Origin of the sequence: Ensifer adhaerens, from assembly GCF_000697965.2 — a bacterium.
Taxonomy (GTDB): Bacteria; Pseudomonadota; Alphaproteobacteria; order Rhizobiales; family Rhizobiaceae; genus Ensifer; species Ensifer adhaerens.
Map to the genome: position 1 here is coordinate 3,054,654 of NZ_CP015880.1, position 22,418 is coordinate 3,077,071.

Annotated in this window: 20 protein-coding genes; 10 read left to right on the forward strand and 10 right to left on the reverse strand. The window is 63.8% G+C overall.

Going from position 1 to position 22,418, the window contains the following annotated elements; genetic code table 11:
• Window positions 1–5: 5 nt before the first annotated feature.
• The 4 genes from FA04_RS15005 to FA04_RS15020 all read left to right on the forward strand — a co-directional run bounded on the left by FA04_RS15005 (window position 6) and on the right by FA04_RS15020 (window position 4,213).
• Entirely contained in the window at window positions 6–596 is a 591-nt protein-coding gene (locus FA04_RS15005) for a putative glycolipid-binding domain-containing protein (protein ID WP_034806171.1), read from the forward strand.
• A complete protein-coding gene (locus FA04_RS15010) occupies window positions 596–1,792 on the forward strand; it encodes a phosphoglycerate kinase (RefSeq protein WP_034806155.1) in 1,197 nt (398 codons plus the stop codon). The genes FA04_RS15005 and FA04_RS15010 overlap by 1 nt, the downstream gene beginning before the upstream one ends.
• Before the next feature lie 246 nt (window positions 1,793–2,038).
• Window positions 2,039–3,064, forward strand: a complete 1,026-nt coding sequence (locus tag FA04_RS15015) for a class I fructose-bisphosphate aldolase (protein WP_034806152.1) — start codon at window positions 2,039–2,041, stop codon at window positions 3,062–3,064.
• A gap of 213 nt (window positions 3,065–3,277) precedes the next feature.
• A complete protein-coding gene (locus FA04_RS15020) occupies window positions 3,278–4,213 on the forward strand; it encodes a PhzF family phenazine biosynthesis protein (RefSeq protein WP_034806149.1) in 936 nt (311 codons plus the stop codon).
• A 17-nt stretch (window positions 4,214–4,230) separates the two neighbouring features.
• On the opposite strand, the gene FA04_RS15025 is transcribed toward FA04_RS15020, so the two are convergent.
• On the reverse strand, window positions 4,231–4,782 hold the full coding sequence (locus FA04_RS15025; protein ID WP_034806147.1) for a TetR/AcrR family transcriptional regulator: 552 nt from the start codon (window positions 4,780–4,782) through the stop codon (window positions 4,231–4,233).
• A 106-nt stretch (window positions 4,783–4,888) separates the two neighbouring features.
• Between FA04_RS15025 and FA04_RS15030 the strand changes: the two genes are divergently transcribed.
• The gene (locus FA04_RS15030) at window positions 4,889–6,403 is read left to right on the forward strand and encodes an MFS transporter (RefSeq protein ID WP_051659727.1); all 1,515 of its coding nucleotides are present in this window, start codon (window positions 4,889–4,891) and stop codon (window positions 6,401–6,403) included.
• 42 nt (window positions 6,404–6,445) lie between these two features.
• Here FA04_RS15030 and FA04_RS15035 read toward each other — a convergent pair whose 3' ends face one another.
• Window positions 6,446–8,326, reverse strand: a complete 1,881-nt coding sequence (locus tag FA04_RS15035; RefSeq protein ID WP_034806145.1) for a TPR end-of-group domain-containing protein — start codon at window positions 8,324–8,326, stop codon at window positions 6,446–6,448.
• 168 nt (window positions 8,327–8,494) lie between these two features.
• Window positions 8,495–8,650, reverse strand: a complete 156-nt coding sequence (locus tag FA04_RS35660) for a hypothetical protein (RefSeq protein ID WP_090299729.1) — start codon at window positions 8,648–8,650, stop codon at window positions 8,495–8,497.
• A 293-nt stretch (window positions 8,651–8,943) separates the two neighbouring features.
• On the opposite strand from FA04_RS35660, the gene FA04_RS15040 reads away from it, so the two are divergent.
• The 3 genes from FA04_RS15040 (at window position 8,944) to rcdA (ending at window position 11,293) form a co-directional block, all read left to right on the forward strand.
• Window positions 8,944–10,245: an MFS transporter gene (locus tag FA04_RS15040; protein ID WP_034806144.1), complete on the forward strand. Its 1,302-nt coding sequence runs from the start codon at window positions 8,944–8,946 to the stop codon at window positions 10,243–10,245.
• On the forward strand, window positions 10,232–10,420 hold the full coding sequence (locus FA04_RS15045) for a DUF1192 domain-containing protein (protein ID WP_034806142.1): 189 nt from the start codon (window positions 10,232–10,234) through the stop codon (window positions 10,418–10,420). The genes FA04_RS15040 and FA04_RS15045 overlap by 14 nt, the downstream gene beginning before the upstream one ends.
• Window positions 10,421–10,774: 354 nt before the next feature.
• Window positions 10,775–11,293 carry a protease adaptor protein RcdA gene (gene rcdA, locus FA04_RS15050; RefSeq protein ID WP_034806141.1) on the forward strand — a complete coding sequence of 173 codons (519 nt, stop codon included), beginning with the start codon at window positions 10,775–10,777 and terminating at the stop codon, window positions 11,291–11,293.
• A 420-nt stretch (window positions 11,294–11,713) separates the two neighbouring features.
• Here rcdA and rpmE read toward each other — a convergent pair whose 3' ends face one another.
• The gene (rpmE, locus tag FA04_RS15055; RefSeq protein WP_034806140.1) at window positions 11,714–11,935 is read right to left on the reverse strand and encodes a 50S ribosomal protein L31; all 222 of its coding nucleotides are present in this window, start codon (window positions 11,933–11,935) and stop codon (window positions 11,714–11,716) included.
• A 206-nt stretch (window positions 11,936–12,141) separates the two neighbouring features.
• Between rpmE and FA04_RS15060 the strand changes: the two genes are divergently transcribed.
• On the forward strand, window positions 12,142–13,944 hold the full coding sequence (locus tag FA04_RS15060) for an ABC transporter transmembrane domain-containing protein (RefSeq protein WP_034806139.1): 1,803 nt from the start codon (window positions 12,142–12,144) through the stop codon (window positions 13,942–13,944).
• A 136-nt stretch (window positions 13,945–14,080) separates the two neighbouring features.
• Window positions 14,081–15,073, forward strand: coding sequence for a Bug family tripartite tricarboxylate transporter substrate binding protein (locus FA04_RS15065; RefSeq protein WP_034806138.1), 993 nt, complete (start codon window positions 14,081–14,083; stop codon window positions 15,071–15,073).
• Between the two features lie 249 nt (window positions 15,074–15,322).
• On the opposite strand, the gene FA04_RS15070 is transcribed toward FA04_RS15065, so the two are convergent.
• From FA04_RS15070 to FA04_RS15095, 6 genes are all read right to left on the reverse strand, one after another.
• Window positions 15,323–16,969: an FAD-binding dehydrogenase gene (locus FA04_RS15070; RefSeq protein ID WP_034806137.1), complete on the reverse strand. Its 1,647-nt coding sequence runs from the start codon at window positions 16,967–16,969 to the stop codon at window positions 15,323–15,325.
• Window positions 16,970–17,128: 159 nt separating this feature from the next.
• Complete coding sequence (locus tag FA04_RS15075; protein WP_034806136.1) at window positions 17,129–18,160, reverse strand: peptidoglycan -binding protein; 1,032 nt, start codon at window positions 18,158–18,160, stop codon at window positions 17,129–17,131.
• A 3-nt stretch (window positions 18,161–18,163) separates the two neighbouring features.
• A complete protein-coding gene (locus FA04_RS15080; protein ID WP_034806134.1) occupies window positions 18,164–19,261 on the reverse strand; it encodes a MotA/TolQ/ExbB proton channel family protein in 1,098 nt (365 codons plus the stop codon).
• A 253-nt stretch (window positions 19,262–19,514) separates the two neighbouring features.
• Window positions 19,515–20,315 carry an inositol monophosphatase family protein gene (locus tag FA04_RS15085; protein WP_034806132.1) on the reverse strand — a complete coding sequence of 267 codons (801 nt, stop codon included), beginning with the start codon at window positions 20,313–20,315 and terminating at the stop codon, window positions 19,515–19,517.
• A 271-nt stretch (window positions 20,316–20,586) separates the two neighbouring features.
• Entirely contained in the window at window positions 20,587–21,726 is a 1,140-nt protein-coding gene (locus tag FA04_RS15090) for a tetratricopeptide repeat protein (protein WP_034806130.1), read from the reverse strand.
• 9 nt (window positions 21,727–21,735) lie between these two features.
• The gene (locus FA04_RS15095) at window positions 21,736–22,383 is read right to left on the reverse strand and encodes a thiamine phosphate synthase (RefSeq protein ID WP_034806128.1); all 648 of its coding nucleotides are present in this window, start codon (window positions 22,381–22,383) and stop codon (window positions 21,736–21,738) included.
• Between the last annotated feature and the right edge of the window lie 35 nt (window positions 22,384–22,418).

The window sequence follows — 22,418 nt, forward strand, 5'->3', positions numbered from 1 at the left end:
GACAGATGTTTCGCGCCCTCTCCTCAACGACGGTCCGCTGGCGTCCGCTGGAAGGGGAAGGGCTCGAACACCTGACGCTGACAAAAATCGACACCACCGACGGCGCGGTCATCCGCGCCGTCGGCGTTCTGATCGGAAGCCGCGGCGGCACGCCCTATGGCGCGCGCTACCGGATCGACTGCGACGACAGCTGGCACGTTCGCAAATTGATGGTCGACACCACCGATGGCCGCAGCCTGCATATGCGCTCGGACGTTCCGGGCGAATGGGCGACGGCACGCGGCACGCCCCTCCCCGAATTCGACGGCTGTATCGATATCGACCTCGCGGGAACGCCCTTCACCAACACGCTGCCGATCCGCCGCCTCGGCCTTGTGAGCCAGTCCGGCACCGCCAGACTGAAGATGCTCTACGTGCCGTTCGACACGTTTCAGCCTGTTGTGGACGGCCAGCACTACACCTGCCTCGATGATTTCAGGCTCTATCGCTACGAGGCCGAGGACCGCAGTTTTGCCGCGGAACTGCCCGTAGACGAGGACGGCCTCGTCATCGACTACCCCACCCTTTTCCAAAGACTATCACCGGAGACTATCTGATGACTTTCAAGACCCTCGACGATCTGACCGACATCGCCGGCAAGCGCGTTCTGGTGCGCGTCGATCTCAACGTGCCGGTCAAGGACGGCGTGGTCACCGACGCGACCCGCATCGAGCGCGTCGCGCCGACCATCCGCGAATTGTCCGAGAAGGGCGCCAAGGTCATCCTGCTCGCCCATTTCGGCCGTCCGAAGGGTGAGCCGGTCGCCGACATGTCGCTGAAGACGATCGCTCCGGCCGTCGAAGACGTGCTCGACCAGCGCGTTCATTTCGGCGCCGACTGCATCGGCGACAAGGCCAAGAACGCGATCGCCGAAATGAGCGACGGCGACGTGCTGCTCTTGGAAAACACCCGCTTCCACAAGGGCGAGGAAAAGAACGAGGCCGAATTCGTCAAGGCGCTCGCCGCCAATGGCGACATCTACGTCAACGACGCCTTCTCGGCAGCGCACCGCGCCCATGCTTCGACGGAAGGCCTTGCCCATCACCTGCCGGCCTATGCCGGCCGCACCATGCAGGCCGAACTCGAAGCGCTCGAAAAGGGTCTCGGCCAGCCGAAGCGCCCGGTCGTCGCCATCGTCGGCGGCGCCAAGGTCTCGACCAAGATCGACCTGTTGCAGAACCTCGTGACCAAGGTCGATGCGCTCGTTATCGGCGGCGGCATGGCCAACACCTTCATCGCTGCCAAGGGCATCAATGTCGGCAAGTCGCTGTGCGAGCATGACCTCGCCGACACCGCCAAGGCGATCATCGCCGCTGCCGACAAGGCCGGCTGCGCCATCGTGCTGCCGGAAGACGGCGTGATCGCCCGTGAGTTCAAGGCCGGCGCCGACAACGAAGTCGTCGACATCAACGCCATTCCCGCCGATGCCATGGTTCTCGACGTCGGCCCGAAGTCGATCGCGGCCGTCAATGACTGGATCTCCAAGGCCGAAACGCTGGTCTGGAACGGTCCGCTCGGCGCCTTCGAAATCGCGCCTTTCGACAAGGCCACCGTTGCCGTTGCCAAGCATGCGGCTGCCCGCACCCGTCAGGGCTCGCTGGTCTCGGTTGCCGGCGGTGGTGATACCGTCGCGGCGCTGAACCATGCCGAAGTCGCCGACGATTTCAGCTACGTCTCGACCGCCGGCGGCGCATTCCTGGAGTGGATGGAAGGCAAGCCGCTTCCGGGCGTCGACATCCTGAAGCAGAAGTAAGTCATACAACCGGCGCGTGGGAAGCACTCTCACGCGCCGGCCATCAAGAAAAAACATCATTTATTCAAACGATTAAAAAATTTTAAATCGTTTCAGTCGATTTTCCCGCCATTTTCCTGGACAATTTCACCTGTTACTCGCGCTCCTGTTGGGAGCGTGGCGGTTGCCCCGTGCACCGTCGGCCCTGCAACTGTTTCAGTGTTCGCCTGATCCTGATGATCGGCGCTGTCTAGGGAGAGAAAAAGCATGACGGAAAAACTGGAAGACATCGCCGTCGCCATGGTCGCCAATGGCCGCGGACTGCTTGCCGCTGACGAGTCCACGGCAACGATCAAGAAGCGCTTCGATACGATCGGTCTCGAATCCACCGAAACCTCCAGGCGCGATTACCGCGAGATGCTGCTGCGCGCCGAAAAGGCGATGCGCAAATACATCTCCGGCGTCATCCTCTACGAAGAAACCCTGTTCCAGCATGCGGTCGACGGCACCCAGCTCGTCGACATCATCCGGGCGGCCGGCTCGATCCCCGGCATCAAGGTCGATGCGGGCGCCAAGCCGATGACGAACTTCCCGGCCGAGACAATCACCGAAGGCCTCGACGGCCTTGCCCAGCGGCTGGCGAGATATCACGAGGCCGGCGCACGCTTTGCCAAGTGGCGCGGCGTGATCTCCATCTCCGATACGCTGCCCACCGCCGGTGCGGTTCGCGCCAATGCCCATGCGCTCGCCCGCTACGCCGCCCTATGCCAGGACGCCGGCATCGTCCCGATCGTCGAGCCGGAAGTGCTGATGGACGGCGCGCCGGGCGATCACTCGATCGATCGCTCCGAACAGGTGACCGAGTGGACGCTGCGGACAACCTTCGAAGAATTGGCGGCCATGCGCGTCAAGCTCGAAGGCATGATCCTGAAACCGAGCATGGTGATCGACGGCAAGAAGGCCCGCAATGCCTCCGTCGCCGAAGTGGCCGAGCGCACCATCCGGGTGCTGAAGCGCACGGTGCCTTCGGCGGTACCGGGCATCGCCTTCCTCTCGGGCGGCCAGTCGACCGAGGAAGCGACCGCCCACCTCTCGGCAATGAATGCCAGCCACGACCTGCCCTGGAAGCTCACCTTCTCCTATGGCCGCGCGCTGCAGCAGGAGGCGCTCAATGCTTGGCACGGCAAGGCCGACAACATCGGCGCCGGCCAGCGCGCCTTCTCGCATCGCGCCGAGATGTGCAGCCTTGCCGCCAAGGGTACGTGGAAGAAGGAACTCGAGAAGGCTGCCTAAGCCAGGTCTACCGGATGAGAAGGGGCCGTCCGCCGGCCCCTTTTTTTTTGCCAAAGGGTTGGCGCGCCTGCGAGGTGACGGCTTCGTCGTCGTCGGGGAACTTGTCACCCGGACAAGTTCGCGTCTTTGTGCGGTGTGTCGGCTGCCTTAAGCCTTGGCTTCAGAGCCGACACGATGAGCGCCAACGGCGCCCAACCAGCGAAAGCCAGGACCATGACCTCTGACACCGCGCCGAAATCCGTTGCCTATGTCACCGTCGACGTCTTCACCGACGAGCGCTTCGCCGGCAACCAGTTGGCTGTCATGTCCGACGCTCGCGGCTTGAGCGATCGTCAGATGCAGGCGATCGCGACCGAGTTCGGCTATTCGGAAGCGACCTTCGTGCTGCCGCCCCGCGACCCGGCCAACACCGCCGAGGTCCGGATCTTCACGCCGACGACCGAAATTCCCTTTGCCGGTCATCCCAATGTCGGCACGGCCTTCGTGCTCGGCGGGCAAAAGGAAATCTTCGGCCGCGCGCCCGGTGAAATCCTGCGGTTCGAGGAAAAGGCCGGCCTTGTCGAGGCCACATTGCTGCGGGAAGGCGGTGTAGTGGTGGGCGCCACCATCGTCGTACCGCGCAGCCTGACCGTCGGCCCCGAAATCGACGCCGACACCATCGCCGCCTGCGCGTCGCTCGCGCCTGAAGCCGTCAGCAGACGCGTGCATGCGCCGACCCGGCTTTCCGTCGGGCTGCCCTTCGCCGTCGCCGAAATCAAGGATGTCGCGACGCTGTCGTCCGCCCAACCCAATGTCACCGCCTTCCAGGCGGCCAACGCGCGCTACAAACCCGAGGAAGACAGTTTCAGCCTGTTCCTCTACGCTCGCTCGGCAGAGGCGCCATGGCAGATCCGGGCGCGCATGTTCGCGCCGCTCGACAATGTCAACGAGGACCCGGCAACCGGCAGCGCCTCGGCAGCACTTTCCGCCCATCTCGTCTCGCTCGTCCCGGAGCAGGATATCGATGTCGAGATCATCATCGAGCAGGGTGTGGAGATGGGGCGCCGCAGCCTCATCGGCGCGCATGTCCGAAAGCAGGGTGGTGTCGTTCGCAAGGTCAGCCTTTCCGGCCAGTGCGTCAGCGCCATGCGCGGGCTGATCGACCTCTAGAGCGTCCTTCCTCGCCCTCAGGCGCGGTCGCGCTCCGGCAGAAGCTTCAAGATATCGGCAAACATATCCTGCCATTCGGCGTCGTCCATCTCGAGGAAGCCGAAGCCGCGCAGCAGGAAGACGCCTTCGGTCGCGAGAAACACCATTCGCGCCCTACGCCCCTCCTCCGTCGAGAGGTCGAGACCATCGAGGCGGGTGCGGTACCAGGCGCGATTCTTCGCCATGTGCTCTTCCCGCTGCAGCAGCGCCGCCATCATGCCGGATGTGCGGGCATTGTCGGCCGTGTTCATCCGGGCGGTCACCGATGCATGGGCACGCATCGCCTTGATCGGATCAGGATCGTCGCCACCCTCCGCCGCTACCGCGGTATCGAACTCGTCGAACCAACGCTGCATCATCGCGTCGATCAGTCCGTCCTTGTTGCCGAAGCAATATTGCACGCCGCCCTTGGTGATGCCGGAAGCCTTGGCGACGGCATCGATCGTCAGGCCGGCCGCGCCGACGGAATTCACCACCGCCTCCGCCGCGTCCAGAACCTTGTCCCGATCGATTGTTCGTCGCCGTCCCATCTTGACTTCCTATTTCAAATCCATACGTACGTATTCAAATAACCAACGACCCTGATTTAAACAAGGCCCAGCCCCCATTTCCCAGTGGCGGCCACCGAGGTGTACCATGCTTCCGCAAAATCGCTGGCTCATTCTGGCCACAGTATCGAGCGCGCTCTTTCTGATCGTCGTCGACATGACGGTGCTCTATACCGCCCTGCCCCGCCTGACCCATGATCTCGGCGCCACCGCGTCGGAGAAGCTCTGGATCGTCAACGCCTATGCTCTCGTCGTCGCTGGTCTTCTACCCGGCCTCGGCACGCTCGGCGACCGGCTCGGCCACAAAAAGCCCTTCATCGTCGGCCTTGCCGTCTTCGGCATCGCCTCGCTGATCGCCGCCTATGCACCGACACCGGCGATCCTGATCGGTGGTCGCGTCCTGCTCGCCGTCGGCGCTGCCCTCATGATGCCGGCGACGCTGTCGATCATCCGGCTCACTTTCACCGACGAACGCGAACGCGCGCTGGCGATCGGCGTTTGGGCAGCGATCGCTTCGGGCGGTGCCGCGATCGGCCCGGTGCTCGGCGGTTTCCTGCTCGAATACTTCTGGTGGGGCTCGGTCTTCCTCATCAACGTGCCGGTCGTCGCGATGGCCCTCGTGCTCGGCTTCGTCGTGCTGCCGAACAACGCCGGCAATCCGAAACACCCTTGGGACGCGATCGGTTCACTGCAGATCATGGTCGGCCTCATCGGCCTTGCCTATGCCGTCAAGGAAACGAGCAAGCGCGAGCCGTCGCTGGAAGCGGGTCTCGCTGCGGCCGTGATCGGCGCATTCGCGCTCTTTCTCTTCGTGCGCCGCCAGCGCCGCAGCCCGCATCCGCTGATCGACTTCAGCCTCTTCCGCAATGCTGTGTTTTCCTCCGGCGTTGCCGCAGCGCTCGTGGCATCCGCCTCGATCGTCGGCATCGAACTGGTGCTGAGCCAGCAGCTGCAGCTGGTCGAGGACTTTTCGCCGCTCGAGGCGGGTGTCTTCATTCTGCCGATCCCGCTTGCAGCTTTCGTCGCCGGCCCGCTGACCGGCACCCTGCTGCCGCGCCTGGGCGCCGAAGTGGTGCTGCGCTCGGGCCTCATCCTGGCGGCTCTCGGTCTTGGCGGCTATCTGCTCGTCCATGAAACCGGCGCGCTCGCCCAGATCGTCACCCTCGTCGTCCTCGGCCTCGGCATCGGTGCCTCCATGACGGCCGCCTCCAGCGCCATCATGTTCAACGCCCCGCCGGAACGGGCCGGCATGGCAGCATCGATCGAGGAGGTCTCGTTCGAGCTTGGCGGCGCGATCGGCATTGCCGTGCTCGGCACCGTCATGTCGGTCGTCTACACCGCCTTCCTCGTCCTGCCGGAGGGGGCTGCAATCCCGCCGATGGCGCGCGACAGCCTCGATGAAGCCTTGCTCCTCGCCGAGAAGCTGCCGGCGGATGTGGCGAGCGAACTGGTGAGCCGTGCCCGCCTCGCCTTCGAAGGAGCGTTTACCGCGGTCGTGATGGTGGCAACAGCAATGCTGTTCGTGACCGGGGCGGCCATTTGGTGGCTGACGGCCGGGCGCGTCAGCGCCCCTCAGGGATCCCGCCAGGCGGGCCACCACTAGCGGCAAGCTTCGAGCCGCCGGATGGAAACGACGGTCCGGCGGTCAGCGCAATCCGGCTTCGCATTTCGCGATCGCCTCGACCATCGCCTGGAAGCGAACATGGTGGCGCACCGCGTCGAGGTCGGAATCCTGCTTGAACCAGAGCAACTGGTAGCAGGAGCTCTGCGGCAGCAATGTTTCGAGAAGATCGAGGGCCGCGTCGATATCGCCAAGGATGCAAAAGACGCAGGCCGTGTTGTAGCGGGCGACCACGTCATCGGGATCGATTGCCAGCGCCCGCGCTGCCCATTCGCGCGCACGGTCGGCCTCGCCCATATGGGCAAGCGCCAGCGCGCCGCGGTGGGCCGGGCCCGAGTTTTCCGGGTTGAGCTCCAGCGCCCGCTCTGCCCGGGCGATGCCGATGCGCGCCCACTGCTTGCGTTCAGTATCCCGGCCGAGCGTGCGATAGGCGCTCATCAGGTGGATCGGTGACAGGTAGTCGTCCGGCCGGATATCGGCGGCACGCTTGAAGAACTGAATCGCCATTTCGAACGCGCCCTGCATGAACAGGAAGCGGCCATAGTGGAAATTCGCCTCGTAGAGCCCGGCATCCAGCGCAAGCGCCTGCTCGAAGGCGGCGACGGCTTCGTCGCATTGGCCGTCCTGGTGCAGCACGAGACCGCGAGACGCATGGGCCTCCGCGAGGTCTGGGTCGAGCGCCAGCGCCTTGTCGGTCATGGACAGGATGCCTTGCAGCGGAAATTCATCCTCGTGCCAATCGCGAAGCGCCGACTCGCAGTCGGCAATGCCGGCATAGGCGCGGGCAAAATCCGGATCGAGCTCCACCGCCTTCATGAACATGCGCCGCGCGAGCAGGAGATAGGAGCGCGTCCAGGCGTGGGAAAACTGCCGGCCACGCAGATAGTAGGTATAGGCCTCGACGCTTGTCGTCGGGTCGCTTTCGATCGCCCGCCTCTCCGCTGGCAGCAGCTTGATCTTCAACTGGTCGACGATCGCATGGGTGATTTCGTCCTGGATCGCGAAGATATCAGTCAGGTCCCGGTCGTAGCGGTCGGCCCAGAGATGCGTGCCGGTCAGCGCATCGATCAACTGGCCGGTGATGCGCACCCGCGCGCCCGCCTTGCGCACGCTGCCCTCGAGGATGTAGCGGACGCCCAATTCCTGGGCCACCTGCTTCACCTTCACCGACCGCCCCTTGTAGGTGAACACGGTGTTGCGGGCGACGACGTGCAGCTTCGAGATCTTCGAGAGATCGGTGATGATGTCTTCGGTGATGCCGTCGGAGAAGTATTCCTGCTCCGGATCGTGGCTCATATTGGTGAAAGGAAGCACGCCGACCGAGAGCCCGTAGCCATCGTCGAGCACCACCGGGCACGATCCGTTCGGTGCCGACGCGACCTTCGTCGGGGCGCCGAGCGCCACCGAATAGACGTGAACGCCGGCGGCGATGTTCTTCAGCGTGTGTTCGCCCTTGTCGACGAAGCCGACATCCAGGCGCGACCCTACATGATCGCGCACGGAAGCCGAGACGGCGATGCCCGACGGCTCTGCGAGGCCTTCGAGACGCGCCGCGACATTGACGCCGTCCCCGAAGATGTCGCCATCCTCGACGATGATGTCGCCGAGGTGCACGCCGATCCTGAGCTCGATGCGCTTCAGCGGCGACACGCTTTCGTTGCGCAGCAGCATGCCGCGCTGGATATCGACGGCGCAGGCGACCGCGTGCACGACGCTTGCGAACTCGACCAGGATGCCGTCGCCGGTGAGCTTGACGATGCGTCCCTTGTGACGGGTGATCTTCGGATCGACGAGTTCGCTCTTGTGCCGTTTCATGGCGGCCAGCGTGCCGGTTTCGTCAGCGCCGATCAGGCGACTGTACCCCACGACATCGGCAGCGAGAATGGCAGCAAGCCGGCGTTCCAAGAAACCCTCGAAGTCATCTCCCGAATGAGGTTCGCACTTTAGCGCTTTCTTTCCCATCTGTCCTGCGCCCTTTTCTGGTTGAAACGACAGGTTTCGCAACCAAGGTAGCGGCGAGCCGGAGGGGATGGAGTTCCAAAGGTAACGGGGAGTTGCGGCGGGGCGGCCGGGTCAGGGACGGATCAACACCGTCACCATCATCATCACGATGGCGAAGACCGCGATCTTCCAGAAATCGCGACGGCGGCGCAGCCCCGGAATGCCGATCGGCCAGAGGAGCTGAATGGCCATGATCAGAAGCAGAAAAAGGGCGATCGCCTTCTGCATGTTGCCCTCGTCTACCGGGAGGCTGCCTCAACCGGTGAAGCCTTCGCAACACCGGCACTCTTCGTCGCACGCAGCACCGCCTCCCCCGAGGACTAGCGATACGTTGCGCTTGGCAAAAAGGGCTAGTGTTTCCGCGGGCGATTTGCAATGACCGGCCGCCGCATGTTGCGTCATTCGTCTCCCATCGAAGGACAAAACCTGCGGCACTGCCAGACGCTGCAATCAGAAACCGGCTGGCAATTCACCAGGCACCGCCCTAACTTGCTGACGGCAGAACGAATTTCGGATGAATGATGAGAAAGAACCTGCTCCCGGTCGCCGCCCTCCTGCTCGGCACGCTGTTTCTCTTTCTGGGCAATGGTCTGCAGGGGCTTCTTCTTCCCGTGCGCGGCACCGCTGAAGGTTATCCCACCACCATCCTCGGGCTGATCGGCACATCCTGGGCTGCTGGCTTCGTTCTCGGCTGCTTTTTTGCGCCCACGGTCGTCAAGCGCATCGGCCACGTGCGCGCCTTCAGCGTCTTTGCCTCGCTCATCGCCATCGTCGCGCTAATGACCGGCATCCTGATCGATCCGACCTGGTGGCTGATCCTCAGGGCGCTGACAGGCTTCTCCACTGCCGGCACCTCGATGATCATCGAAAGCTGGCTGAACGAGCGCGCCACCAACGAGAGCCGCGGCGTCATCTTCTCGCTCTATATTGCCATCACGCTCTTCGGCGTCGTCGGCGGCCAGATGATGATCCCCTTCGGCGATACTTCCACCACCATCTTATTCATGATCTGCGGCATCCTCTACTGCGTCGCCATGCTGCCGACGCTTCTGTCCAAGGCTGCCTCGCCGCAACCGCTGAAGAAGGTGAGCCTCGACCTGCGCGGCCTTTACCGCAACTCGCCGGTTTCCTTCCTCGGCATCCTGCTCGTCGGTATTGCCAACGGCGCGTTCGGCACGCTCGGCGCCGTCTTTGGCCGCCAGGCGGGACTTTCCGACAGCACCGTCGCCGCCATGATGAGCGTGGCGATCTTTGCCGGCGCCGTCATGCAGTTGCCGGCCGGGCGGCTGTCCGACCGGATCGACCGGCGCTACGTCCTGGCAGCACTTGCCGGGGTCGGCGCTCTCGCAGGCTTGCTGATCTTCCTGGTCGAGCCGACCCAGGTCTGGATCGTGCTGACGCTGATTGCGATCTACGGTGCGGCGGCCAACGCGCTCTATCCGATCGCCGTGTCGCACGCCAACGACTTCGCGACGGCCGAGGACTTCGTCAAGGTCTCCGGCGGCCTGCTGCTGCTCTACGGCATCGGCACCATCATCGGCCCGACGATCGGCGGCCCGGTCATGACGGCGGCGGGCCCCTACGGCCTGTTCATGATTACGGCCTGCGCCCACATCCTGATCACCGCCTATGCCATCATCCGCAGCCGGATGCGCGCGCCCGTGCCGGTATCCGACCGCGACGCCTTCTCGCCGGTCAACGCCGGCACGCCGACGACGCCGGAAAGCCTGCAGCTTTCGCCGCGCGCGGCCCCGTTTGACGAAACACGCAACGAGCCAGACAAAGGTCCGGAATGGGAGGATCAGTCCGATGAGCCTGTTTGACGACGATCGGCCGCAAAAGAAGGTGGCCCATGAAATTGGCAGCGATCTCGCGCTGCTGTCGGTTGACGAGTTGACGCAACGCATCACCCTTCTGACCGAGGAGATTGCACGGCTGGAGGCGGAGCGGACACGCAAGTCCGCCAGCCGCTCGGCCGCCGAGAACCTGTTTCGCTGATCCGGCGGCGTAAGGTCGCACCGCAGCAAAACGAAGCGCGTTTAACGCGGCATTAAGCATTATCTGCGATTGTCAGGGCATCCGGAGCTTTCCGGTTTCAGACAATTTCACCGACTGGCGAATGGGTCTGATTTTTCTCCCTGTTTTACCTTGAGAGCCGCTTTCCGCGGCTCTTTTTTTGTTTTGGCATAGGTTTATCCAAAGAACTGTGGAGATTAACCCTTTCTTAAGAATGCCCTTGCGCGAAATGCGCTATCGGATCATTCTTCAAGCATAGAGACGGGCAAGGATTTATTTCCCATAACCGTCCACTACCTGACTGTCGTGATGCGTTTGAACCAGGGAAAACAGGTCATGTCCGAGAGAGGATTGAATACGGTCAGTTTCGCAGGACACGCGGCGTCCTCGGCACAATTCAAGACCCTCTATTCGGAAGGCATGGGACTGGTCGAGGAAACGGCCACCTATCTCGACGGACCGGGCCGCGCCGCTTCCAAGGTCCTGCCGCGCATGGCATCGGTTCTCTATGCAGCCGAATCCATGCGGCTCACCACCCGCCTGATGCAGATGGCTTCCTGGCTGCTCCTGCAGCGCGCCGTCAACAACGGCGAGATGAGCCGCGATCAGGTGATGTCGGAAAAGAGCAAGGTTCGCCTCGACAGCTTCAACGTCGACAAGGCGGCTCCCGGCTGGGCCGAACTGCCGGAATCCTTTCGCGACCTGATCGAGCGCTCGTTGCGCCTGCAGAACCGCGTCGCCCTGCTCGACCGCGAGATCTATCGCCCGAACGAAGCGGCCGCGATCGTCCCGGACAACCAGAACGGCGTCAAGGCGCAGATCAAGCTGCTGCAGACGGCCTTCGGAACCAACTGACGCCGCGCAGAAAATAGACCTGAGAAATCAAACCCGCCGCAACAGCATTTGCCGGCGGGTTTTTCGTTGCGACCGGCAGCACATGGCGGCGCTGGCGCGCCTTGGCCTCGACTGCGAAAATTCCTGGAGAAACCTCACCGAGGGCGCCTATCCGATTGACGCCACACAAGGGCATCTCGATCTCCTGACGGAAGAGGCGTTACCGCTTGCGAAAAGCGCCGGCTGGTCGGGTCAGGAACCGCGACATAACGCCGTCATCCTGCTCCTTGCCTGGAACAGCGACGGAGCGCCAGTGGCCACAACGCGTCCATGGCACGGCGCCATGTCACCGCCTCGCCCGGCCTATCCCCCAGAACCAAGACAGAAAAAAGCCCGGGCCAAATGACCCGGGCTTTTTGAATCTGCCGAAGAGGCGCTCGATTAGAGGCCGAGGCCTTCGAAGCGCTTCTTGAACTTGGAGACGCGGCCGCCGCGGTCCATGAGCTGCTGGTTGCCGCCGGTCCAGGCCGGGTGCGACTTGGGGTCGATTTCCAGGTTCATGGTGGCGCCTTCAGAACCCCAGGTCGAGCGGGTTTCGTATTCGGTGCCGTCGGTCATGACTACCTTGATGACGTGGTAATCGGGATGGATGTCTGCCTTCATAACGATCTTCCTAGAGTTCCAGGGTCCAATTGTCGCAAGGCATTGCGACTTCGAGACCGAACACGTAAATGAAGCCGCGCACCGGCTGAACGGCCACGGCTTCCCAATTCGATGCCGTGCCTATACATCAAGGTCTGCGCGATAACAAGTGCCGCACGGAAGACTCATGGGCAATCCCTTCCTCCGTGTCTGGCGAAAGGGGTCAAGTGTCGTCAAGAGAAAACCAGGCGCCTGCGCGCAAGTCCATCCGTCCGCTCGCCACGCTCCTCCCCTATCTCGCCCGCTACCGCCATCTGGTCGTCGGCGCCGGCATTTCGCTGATCCTCGCTGCCGTGACCACGCTGGCGCTGCCGCTCGCTGTTAGGCGGATGGTCGACAACGGTTTCTCCAGTCCCGACAGCGGCTTCATCAACACCTACTTCTCGATGCTGATGATGCTCGCCATCGTGCTCGCGCTGGCGAGTGCGGCGCGCTACTACTTCGTCATCACGCTCGGCGAGCGCATCGTTGCCGACTTGAGGCGCAATGTCTTCGATCGCGTCACCCGCCTTTCCGCCTCCTTCTTCGACGTCAACCAGTCCGGCGAGATCGTCTCGCGGCTGACCGCCGACACGACGCAGGTAAAATCCGCGGTCGGCGCCACCGCCTCGGTCGCGCTGCGCAACCTGATCCTGTGTCTCGGCGCCATCGGCATGATGGTCTATACCAGCCCCAAGCTGTCGAGCCTGGTGCTGATCGCCATTCCGATCATCGTCTTCCCGCTCGTCGGCTTCGGCCGTTCCGTCCGCCGCCGCTCGCGCCAGGCGCAGGACACGCTCGCTGCCGCCTCGGCCTATGCCGGCGAGGCGATTGCCGCATCACGCACAGTCCAGGCCTTCAATGGCGAAGGACTTGCCAACAGCCACTTCGGAGCCGCCGTCGAGGATGCCTATGGCGCGGCGCGCGCCGCGATCAAGGCGCGCTCGGTGCTGACCGCTTTCGCCATTACCATGGTGTTCGGCAGCGTCGTCGCCGTGCTCTGGTTTGGCGCGCACGACGTACTGTCAGGTAATCTCTCCGCCGGCACGCTCAGCCAGTTCCTGCTCTATTCGGTCTTTGCCGCGGGCAGCCTCGGTTCGCTCTCGGAAGTCTGGGGCGAACTCTCGCAGGCAGCGGGTGCTGCCGAGCGACTGAACGAGCTTCTGACCGAAATTCCCGAGATCCAGGCTCCGGAAAATCCCGTCGCCATGCCGGTCCCGGCGACCGGCGCCATCGCCTTCGACGACGTTCATTTCGCCTACCCGTCGCGACCCGACTACAAGAGCCTCAACGGCCTCAGCTTCAACATCGCGCCCGGCGAGACCGTTGCGATCGTCGGACCGTCCGGCGCCGGCAAGAGCACTGTGTTCTCCATGCTGCTTCGCTTCTACGACCCTGCCAAGGGCGCCGTGCGCGTTGATGGCGTCGACATTCGCACCGTCGATCCGAAGGATCTGCGCGACCGCATTGCGATCGTGCCGCAGGATGTGACGATGTTCGCCTCGTCCGTGCATGACAACATCGCCTTCGGCATGCCGAATGCCAGCCGCGAGGCGGTGCGTGCCGCCGCCGTCGCCGCGCAGGCGGACGAGTTCATCAACAGGCTCGACAAGGGTTACGACACCTATGTCGGCGAACGTGGCGTTACACTTTCCGGCGGCCAGCGCCAGCGCATCGCCATCGCCCGCGCCATCCTCAAGAACGCGCCGGTGCTGCTTCTCGACGAAGCAACCTCGGCCCTCGACGCCGAGAGCGAGACGCTGGTCCAGAAGGCGCTCGACGGCCTGCTGCACGAGCGCTCGACCATCATCATCGCCCATCGGCTGGCGACCGTGCTGAAGGCCGATCGTATCCTGGTGCTCGATCATGGCCGCATCGTCGAGGAAGGAACCCACGCCTCCCTGATCCGTCAGGGCGGACTCTACGCCAAGCTTGCGCGGCTGCAGTTCAACCATGGCGCAGAGGCCCTGTTCGTCAACGTGCAGAGCTAAACGCACCGCACGGCGCGAAAAGCGTCCTCCGATTTGCCGTAAAGCGGTTGCCGACGGGAGGCCGAGCCCTATTGTTAGGGGGCCGGCCGAGGAGGCCGGTATCGCTTTCTGCTGAATTGATCGGGAGGACTACCGCATGGCATTTTCGCACCTGACCCGGCGTGCCACTCTGGCGCTGGGCCTGATGGCGCTGACGGCGCTGCCCCTTGGCTCGACGGCACTGGCCCAGGACTTCCCCGACCGGCCGATAACGCTCGTCGTTCCCTTTGCCGCCGGCGGTTCCACCGACGTGGTTGCCCGCATCGTCGCGCAAAAAATGTCGGAGGACCTCGGCCAACAGGTGATCGTCCAGAACGTTGCCGGCGCCGGTGGCAATCTCGGCGCAGACAATGTCGCCCGCGCCGATCCGGACGGCTATACGATCCTGATGGGCACGGTCGCCACCCACGCGCTCAATCCGCTGATCCTGAAGACCAAGCCCTACGATCCCGAAAAGGATTTCGCGCCGATCTCCCTGCTCGTCGTCGTGCCCAACGTGCTCGTCGTCAATCCGGAACTCCCGGCCAAGGACGTTGCGGAACTGCTGGCACTCCTGAAGGCCAAGCCCGACGAGTACAGCTATGCGTCTTCCGGCAACGGCACTCCGCTGCACCTCTCCGGCGAACTCTTCAAGAAGATGGCCGGCGTCAGTATGCAGCACATCCCCTACAAGGGCGCAGGCCCGGCGCTGAACGATGTCATCGGCAACCAGGTGCCGATCATGTTCGACAACCTCCCCTCCTCCTCCAGCCACATCAAGGCGGGAACGCTGAGGGCGCTTGCGGTGACCACGGCGGAACGGGCACCGTCCTTCCCGGATGTGCCGACAGTCGCCGAGGCCGGCATTCCGGGCTACGAGACCTACACCTGGAACGCGCTCTTCGCCCCGGCCAACACGCCTCAGCCGGTCGTCGCCCGCCTCAACGAGGCGGCCAACAAGGCGCTGAAGGATCCCGCTGTCGTCGAGCGCATGAAGGAATTCAGCGCCACGATTGTCGGCTCGACGCCGGAAGAGCTGGAAGCCCATGTGAAAGCCGAATTGGCGAAGTGGACGCCGGTCGTTCGTGACGCCAATGTGCAGATGGATTGACGATCAGAACGAGCGGGGCCCCTCATCCGACTGCCGCCACCTTCTCCCCGCAGGCGGGGAGAAGGGACTTGTGGCGCGGTCCGTGCGTATGCGCCAGCACATACGATGTTACTCGGTTGCCTGAACCTCGATGTACCGCGCCGCCTCGGCGGCGATTACACGTGAGGGTATCGTTGCACAATCGACCGTCACCTCCCCGCTTGACGAGAAGAGGGCTAGGATGAGGGGCAAATACGCGGCAAGGAGCCATCACACCCCGGCAGCACCCCGCCCCGCGGCCCGGCCGGAAAAGATGCAGCCGCCGAGGAACGTGCCTTCGAGTGCGTTGTAGCCATGCATGCCGCCCCCGCCGAAGCCGGCGACTTCGCCGGCAGCGTAGAGACCGGGCACCGGCTCGCCCGATTGCTCCAACACCTGGCCTGACAGGTTGGTTTGAAGCCCGCCCAGCGTCTTGCGCGTCAGGATATGCAGCCGAACGGCAATCAGTGGGCCGGCCTTGGGATCGAGCAGCCGATGCGGTTTGGCCGTGCGCAGCAGCCGGTCGCCGCGATAGGCGCGCGCACCGCGGATCGCGGTCACCTGCGCGTCCTTGGAGAATGCGTTGGTAATTTCCCGGTCGCGCGCCACGATCTGCTGCCGCAAGTGCTCCAGCGACAGCCGGTTCTCACCGGTCAGCGCATTCATCGCCGGCACCAGGTCTTCGAGACGGTCGCGCACGATGAAATCCTCGCCCTTGTCCATGAACGCCTGGACCGGCCCCGGCGGGTTCTTGCCGAGCCGCTTTAACAGAAGGGCGATGCTCTTGCCGGTGAGATCGGGATTCTGCTCCGAACCGGAAAGCGCGAACTCCTTTTTGATGATCGCCCGCGTCAGCACGAACCAGCTGTAATCATGACCGCTGTCGCGGATCGCCTTCAACGTGCCGAGCGTATCGAAGCCGGGCATGGCCGGCGCCGGAAAACGGTTGCCGTCGGCGTCGCACCAGAAGGACGAAGGGCCCGGAAGGATGCGGATGCCATGGTCCGGCCAGATCGGATCGAAGTTCTTCAACCCCTCCGTATAGTGCCACATGCGATCCGCATTGATGACCGCGCCGCGCGCCTGGCTGGCGATCTCCAGCATGCGCCCGTCGACATGGTGGGGCACGCCCGCAACCATCGTCGCCGGCGGCTGGCCGAGCCGCTTGCGCGGCCAGTTGCGGCGCACCAGATCATGGTTTCCGCCGATACCGCCTGACGTGACGACGATCGCGCCCGCCGAAATCTCGAAATCGCCGACGATGTCGCGGGAGCTGCGCTCACCGCGCCCGACCGGATCGTCCTTGAGCAGCGCACCGCGCGCACCCGTCACGCGGCCGTCGGTGGTCACAAGTTCATCCACCCGATGGCGGAAGCGGAAGCGCACGAGACCACGACTTTCCGCCTCGCGCGTCAACCGGATGAACGGTTCGAGCACCGCCGGGCCGGTACCCCACGTGACGTGAAAGCGCGGCACCGAATTGCCGTGCCCGTGGGCGAGCCCACCGCCGCGCTCCGCCCAGCCGACCACGGGAAACCAGCGCATGCCGAGCGAGTGCAGCCAGGAGCGCTTCTCGCCCGCGGCAAAGTCGAGATAGGCTTCGGCCCAGAGCCGTGGCCAGTGATCCTCCGGACGGTCGAACTGCGAGGAGCCCACCCAGTCCTGCCCGGCAAGCTCGCGGGTGTCGCGGATGCCCATGCGGCGCTGTTCGGGGCTGTCGACAAAGAACAGGCCGCCAAGCGACCAGAAGGCCTGTCCGCCAAGATTCTGTTCCCCTTCCTGGTCGAGCACGATGACCCTGCGGCCGAGTGCCGCCGCCTCCGCTGCGGCGACAAGGCCGGCAAGCCCCGCGCCGATAACCAAAACGTCGCAATCCATGAAATGCTCTCCCCCTCGCATCCCATCCGGCCCCCCACGCTCTGACACGCAAAGGCCGCCGCAGCCATCTGAATGGCTGCAGAATTGTTACGCGTACGTCAAGGTCAATTCAAGCGCCAGGCTGCGTCGCCCGACGACGGGATACGCGGAGAGCGAAGTCTATTTCTCGGTCAGCTTGAGCTCGATGCGGCGGTTCTGCGCCCGCGCCTCAGGGGTTTCACCCGGTGCAATCGGCTGGTACTCGCCAAAGCCCGCGGCCACTAGCCGATCTGCTGGCACGCCCTTCGAGATCAGGAACTTGACCACGGAGGTCGCACGCGCCGACGAAAGCTCCCAGTTGTCGGCGAAGCGCCCGGCGCCTGAAAGCTGCACATTGTCCGTGTGGCCGTCGACGCGCAGCACCCAGTTGATTTCGGCGGGGATTTCCTTGGCGAGGTCGAGCAGCGCGGTGGCGAGCTTGGCCATTTCCGCCTGCCCTTCCGGATTGAGGTCGTTGCCACCAGAGGGAAACAGCACCTCCGACTGGAAGACGAAGCGGTCGCCGACGATGCGGATGTTTTCACGGTCGGAAAGAATTTCCCGGAGGCGTCCGAAGAAGTCCGAGCGGTAGCGGTTGAGTTCCTGCACCCGCTGGGCAAGCGCCACGTTCAGCCGGCGTCCGAGATCGGCGATCTTGGTCTGCGACTGCTGGTCCTTGGCTTCCGACGCCTGAAGCGCGACTTCGATGGCGGCGATCTGGCTGCGGAGCGCGGCGATCTGCTGGTTCAGCAGCTCGATCTGGCTCATGGCCCGGGCGCTGACTTCACGCTCGGTCTCAAGCTCAGAGCCGAGACGGCCGATCTTCTGGTTGGCGGCGTCCGTGCTCCCGGCGCCCTGGTCGAGCAGGGCCTGCAGCCGTGAGCGTTCGCCTTCGGACGTGGCGAGCGACGCCTGCAGATTGGCAAGCGAATCCTCGAGATCCTGCTTGCCGCTCTTTTCGAGCGCCAGAAGCTGGGTGAGTTCGTTGATCTGGCTGTTCAGCCGCGTCAGCACCTCGTCCTTGCCGCTGATTTCGCGACTGAGCAGAAACTGTGCAAGGACGAAGACGGTCAGCAGGAACATGATCGACAGCAGCAGCGTCGACAGTGCGTCGACGAAGCCCGGCCAATAGTCGATCGTGCGCTGAGAGCGGCCTTTTCGGGCAAGCGCCATGGATTACTCTCCTCCGGCCTCTTCCACGCGCGCCTTGGCCGACACGGCCGGCTTGTCATGCGCAGGCGACCGGTCGGAGATGCCGACCCGCGATGCCAGCTTGTCGAGCGTCTTGCGCATCGCCTTGGCTTCGTCCTGCTGAGCCTCGATCCAATCCCGCAGCATCTGCTGTTCGCCGCGCATGTTCTTGACCAGCCCTTGAATGCCTTCGGCGAGGCTTGCCATGGCCGCGGTCGTGCGCTGGTTCGCGCCGCCCTCATGGTTGAGGCGGACGAGCTGGTCGGTGAGCCTCTTCAGCTCCTCGACCGGCGCGCCGGCGGGCAGATCGAGCGCCGGCGAAAGTTCCGAGCCGACGTCCGTCACGGAGGAGAGCCAGTTTTCAAGCTCGGTGTAGAAGCGGTTCTGCGCGCGCCCGGCCTGCAGATCGAGAAAGCCGAGGATCAGCGAACCGGAAAGGCCGAAAAGCGACGTCGAAAACGCCGTGCCCATGCCGGTGAGCGGTGCCGACAGGCCATTCTTCAGCGCCGAGAGGATGTCTTCCGTCGTTCCCGATCCGGCATCCAGAGACTGGATGACCGTGTTGATCGAGCCGATCGTTCCAAGAAGGCCCCAGAATGTGCCGAGCAGGCCGAGAAACACCAGAAGCCCGGTCAGGTAACGCGAAATGTCGCGCGATTCGTCGAGGCGGGTGGCGATGGAATCGAGGATCGACCGGAGGGCCGTCGTCGAGATCGCCGTCTGGCGGCCGCCGATCAGCGCCCGCATCGGCGCCAGCAGCACCGGGTCCCGCCCGACCTTGTCCGCACTGCCTGCGGCGCGGAACGAATTGAACCAGCGCACTTCAGGGCGCAAGCCCAGTACATGATTGAACACGAGCAGGATGCCGATCAGGAGCACCCCGAGGATCAGCCCGTTCAGGCCGGGATTGGCGAGAAAGGCGTTCTGTGCCTGGCGAAAGAGGATCGCACCGACAAATCCGACGATGATCAGAAAGACCACCATCGTCCAGAAATAGTGCATGGGGCTCGACAGCTTGTGCGGGTTGTAGCCGTCTTCCATGCCTTCCCGACCGTTCCAACCGGACAGATGCAGTTTCGTCATGGGTATGAGTATCTCCCGCTTCACTTGACGGAACGGCGCCGCGCCGGCCCGGAGCCTATCGCATAATTCCTGAAACCGAAATCGATTCAAGGGCCAATTTGTGTATGCAGCCAGGATCGCGCCACGGCCTGCAGGTCGCCAGTTAGGCACAGGCCTGTGGCGGTGTCGTGTTGCACCGCCCAGCTTCGTGCCAAAAACAAAGCCTCCGATGCGGGGTGCGCATCGGAGGCTTCGGAACGAACGGGATTGCGACTTACTTCGTCGGCACCGGGCGATGAACGACTTCCGTCAGCGCCTTGACGATGTACTCGTTGCCGCAGATGACCGAACCGTCATCGACCGGGCGGGCGCCGCCGTTGATATCGTGCGTCCAACCACCGGCTTCGCGAATGAGAAGCACACCGGCGGCAATATCCCAAGCGGCAAGGTCGCGCTCCCAGTAGCCGTCGAAACGGCCGGCAGCGACATAGGCAAGATCGAGCGCAGCCGAGCCCATGCGGCGGATACCTGCAACTTCGCCCATCACATGGCGCAGTTCGATCAGGTACTTGCCGTGGTTGCCGCGGCCAAGATGCGGCGTGCCGGTGGCGATGACGGCATCGGAAAGATGCTTGCGTGCAGCGACGCGCAAACGACGGTCGTTGAGGAAGGCGCCACCGCCGCGCTCGGCCGTGTAGAGTTCATCGGTTGCCGGGTTGAAGACGACAGCGCCGACGATCTCGCCCTGGCGCTCCAGTGCGATCGAAACGGCGAAATGCGGAATGCCGTGCAGGAAGTTGGTGGTGCCGTCGAGCGGATCGACGATCCAGCGGTGCGCACCGTCGGTGCCGATGATCTCTTCGCCTTCCTCGCCGAGGAAGCCATAGGTCGGGCGAGCCTTCAGGAGTTCTTCGCGAATGAGCTTTTCGGCCTTACGATCGGCCTGCGAAACATAGTCGCCCGGTCCCTTGAGCGACACCTGCAGGTTCTGGACTTCGCCGAAATCGCGGGACAACGACTTGCCCGCCTTGAAGGCGGCCTGAACCATGACATTGAGAAGTGCTGAACGGGCCATCTGGCGATCCCTTGAAAAACGAAGGCCGATCGAACGCGTTCGATCGGACGTTGAACCTGCTTGACGAAACATAGGCGCATTACTGGCCTCAAGGGCAAGCTGCAAACCGTGCTCCGTCGTCAAAAAACCGAGTGAAGTCTCACTCCGCTCGCGCATTGCTGCCACTGTCATGGCGCCACGAGCAAAACCGCGGCCTCAGAACCACAAAAGCCCCGCGAGTTCAAGCGAAATAGCATTTTTGCCGGCCGGCGGCGACGGGATTCCGCCTCGCTCAGCTCCGGCGATACCTGTTGGCCGCACTCAGCGCCTGCTTCTGCTGCTCTTCATTAAGACCGAGGTAGAAGTCCTCGAGCGCATCGTCCTTGAGACCGGCACGGCGTGACAGCACATACCATTTCGCCGCCTCGACCGGGTTGGGCCTCGTGCCGATGGCATTGACATAGAGATGCGAGAGACGGTTCTGCGCCACCACGTTGCCGCCCTCGGCCGCCCGGCGCATCCAGCCGAAGCCGTCCTCCAGGTTCCGATCACCGGCAATGCCTTCGATCATCCAGATCGCGATGTCCAACTGGGCGGTATCGAAGCCCGCCCGCGCCGCACGGATCAGCCATTCGCGGGCACGCGCCCGCTTGCTTTCCTCGATGCCGTCGACATTGACCAGGATCTGCGACAACGCATATTGCGCGTCGGCAATGCCCTGTTCGGCCGACTTCTCGTAATAGGGCATCGCCAGCTTCAATCCCTTCGGTCCGGGATTGTCGGCAACGAGCGTCTGGCCGTAATTGAACTGTGCCGAGCCATTGCCGAGATCGGCCGCCTTCTTCATCAGCTCTTCGGACTTTTTCCGGTCACGCTTGGCGTAGCGCCCCTCCATCAGGATCAGGGCATATTTGAACATCGCCGCCGGGTCGCCTTTTTCCGCCGCCTGGCCATACCAGAAGGCAGCCTGCTGCGGGTTGCGCACGACGCCAAGCCCCTGCTGCAAGATTTCGGCAATCAGCGTCTGTGCCGCAGGATCGCCGAGCTGCGCCCGTGGCAGCGCCAGATCCATCGCGGTCAGGTAATAGCCGCGCTGAAACGCGCCGTAGGCGTCGTCGACCTTGCCGGCGAAGGGTTTTTCGGCCGGCAGCGCCGGCAATTCGGCGCCCATGCGATCAAAGACACCCACGCCTCCAGATGGCGCCGTGCCGTCCGCCGGCTTCTTGTCCGAAGCCGCGTTCGACTTGTCGCCAGTCTCGGCTCCTTCGGGCATCGCAGCGCCGTTGAAGGGCGTGATGCGGCCACGCTTTTCGACGCCGGCATCGTCGCTTGCGGACGGCTTCTCCTGCGCATGCGCCGGCAGCGCCAGGGCAACGGCCAGGGCGACAAGGGAAAGACCTCGACTCAATCTGGAAGACGGACGGTTCAACATCGAAACGTCTTAATCTTCAAACCGTGGCGCTTTTTCGTCAAGCAACGCGTTGACCGCGGCAACGACGGAGGGCGCCTGTCCTGGCTCACCGAAGACGGCCAGACGAAGCGCCACGAACTCGGCACCGGTCTCCGCCACTGCAAGCGCCGATTGCGGATCGGTGCCGCCCATGACGATGCACGGGATCTCGATCATCGACGCCCACCATTCGGCAAGCGCGAGGTTCTTCGAATGCGCCTCCGGCTTGATGTCGCCGTCGGTCCTGCCGAAGAACACGTAGTCCGGGCGCACTTCGCCGATCTCCAGCGCATGGTGGCGGTCGGCCGCGTTGCCGCCGCCGACGATCAGCTTCGGCGTGTGCTTCTCGACCGCCTCACCGAGCACTTCGGCATTGCCGGCAACATGCAGGCCATCCGCCTTGGCGCGACCGGCAACGCGCGAGTCACCCGCGATCAGTGCTGCGGCGCCCGCCTCCTGGATGACCGGCACCAGGCGCTCGGCATGCTTCTGGAACTCGCTATCGTCGAGCCCGTATTGCGGCACGATCACCGAGGCGACGTCGCCACCCTTGAGCGCGTCGGCGAGCACCTTGGCACGTTCCGCCGCATCGGGCATGTCGGGCGCGATCAGCACCAGGCGGCAGCGTTCTGTTGTCATGCTCAGATATCCATTTCCGGCTGTGCCGCGTAAGC

Bases quoted from the DNA above. Each gene is read 5' to 3' on its own strand.
- FA04_RS15005 (WP_034806171.1), top strand. From the start codon at position 6: ATGTTTCGCGCCCTCTCCTCAACGACGGTCCGCTGGCGTCCGCTGGAA.
- FA04_RS15010 (WP_034806155.1), top strand. From the start codon at position 596: ATGACTTTCAAGACCCTCGACGATCTGACCGACATCGCCGGCAAGCGC.
- FA04_RS15015 (WP_034806152.1), top strand. From the start codon at position 2,039: ATGACGGAAAAACTGGAAGACATCGCCGTCGCCATGGTCGCCAATGGC.
- FA04_RS15020 (WP_034806149.1), top strand. From the start codon at position 3,278: ATGACCTCTGACACCGCGCCGAAATCCGTTGCCTATGTCACCGTCGAC.
- FA04_RS15025 (WP_034806147.1), bottom strand. From the start codon at position 4,782: ATGGGACGGCGACGAACAATCGATCGGGACAAGGTTCTGGACGCGGCG.
- FA04_RS15030 (WP_051659727.1), top strand. From the start codon at position 4,889: ATGCTTCCGCAAAATCGCTGGCTCATTCTGGCCACAGTATCGAGCGCG.
- FA04_RS35660 (WP_090299729.1), bottom strand. From the start codon at position 8,650: ATGCAGAAGGCGATCGCCCTTTTTCTGCTTCTGATCATGGCCATTCAG.
- FA04_RS15040 (WP_034806144.1), top strand. From the start codon at position 8,944: ATGAGAAAGAACCTGCTCCCGGTCGCCGCCCTCCTGCTCGGCACGCTG.
- FA04_RS15045 (WP_034806142.1), top strand. From the start codon at position 10,232: ATGAGCCTGTTTGACGACGATCGGCCGCAAAAGAAGGTGGCCCATGAA.
- rcdA (WP_034806141.1), top strand. From the start codon at position 10,775: ATGTCCGAGAGAGGATTGAATACGGTCAGTTTCGCAGGACACGCGGCG.
- rpmE (WP_034806140.1), bottom strand. From the start codon at position 11,935: ATGAAGGCAGACATCCATCCCGATTACCACGTCATCAAGGTAGTCATG.
- FA04_RS15065 (WP_034806138.1), top strand. From the start codon at position 14,081: ATGGCATTTTCGCACCTGACCCGGCGTGCCACTCTGGCGCTGGGCCTG.
- FA04_RS15070 (WP_034806137.1), bottom strand. From the start codon at position 16,969: ATGGATTGCGACGTTTTGGTTATCGGCGCGGGGCTTGCCGGCCTTGTC.
- FA04_RS15075 (WP_034806136.1), bottom strand. From the start codon at position 18,160: ATGGCGCTTGCCCGAAAAGGCCGCTCTCAGCGCACGATCGACTATTGG.
- FA04_RS15080 (WP_034806134.1), bottom strand. From the start codon at position 19,261: ATGACGAAACTGCATCTGTCCGGTTGGAACGGTCGGGAAGGCATGGAA.
- FA04_RS15085 (WP_034806132.1), bottom strand. From the start codon at position 20,315: ATGGCCCGTTCAGCACTTCTCAATGTCATGGTTCAGGCCGCCTTCAAG.
- FA04_RS15090 (WP_034806130.1), bottom strand. From the start codon at position 21,726: ATGTTGAACCGTCCGTCTTCCAGATTGAGTCGAGGTCTTTCCCTTGTC.
- FA04_RS15095 (WP_034806128.1), bottom strand. From the start codon at position 22,383: ATGACAACAGAACGCTGCCGCCTGGTGCTGATCGCGCCCGACATGCCC.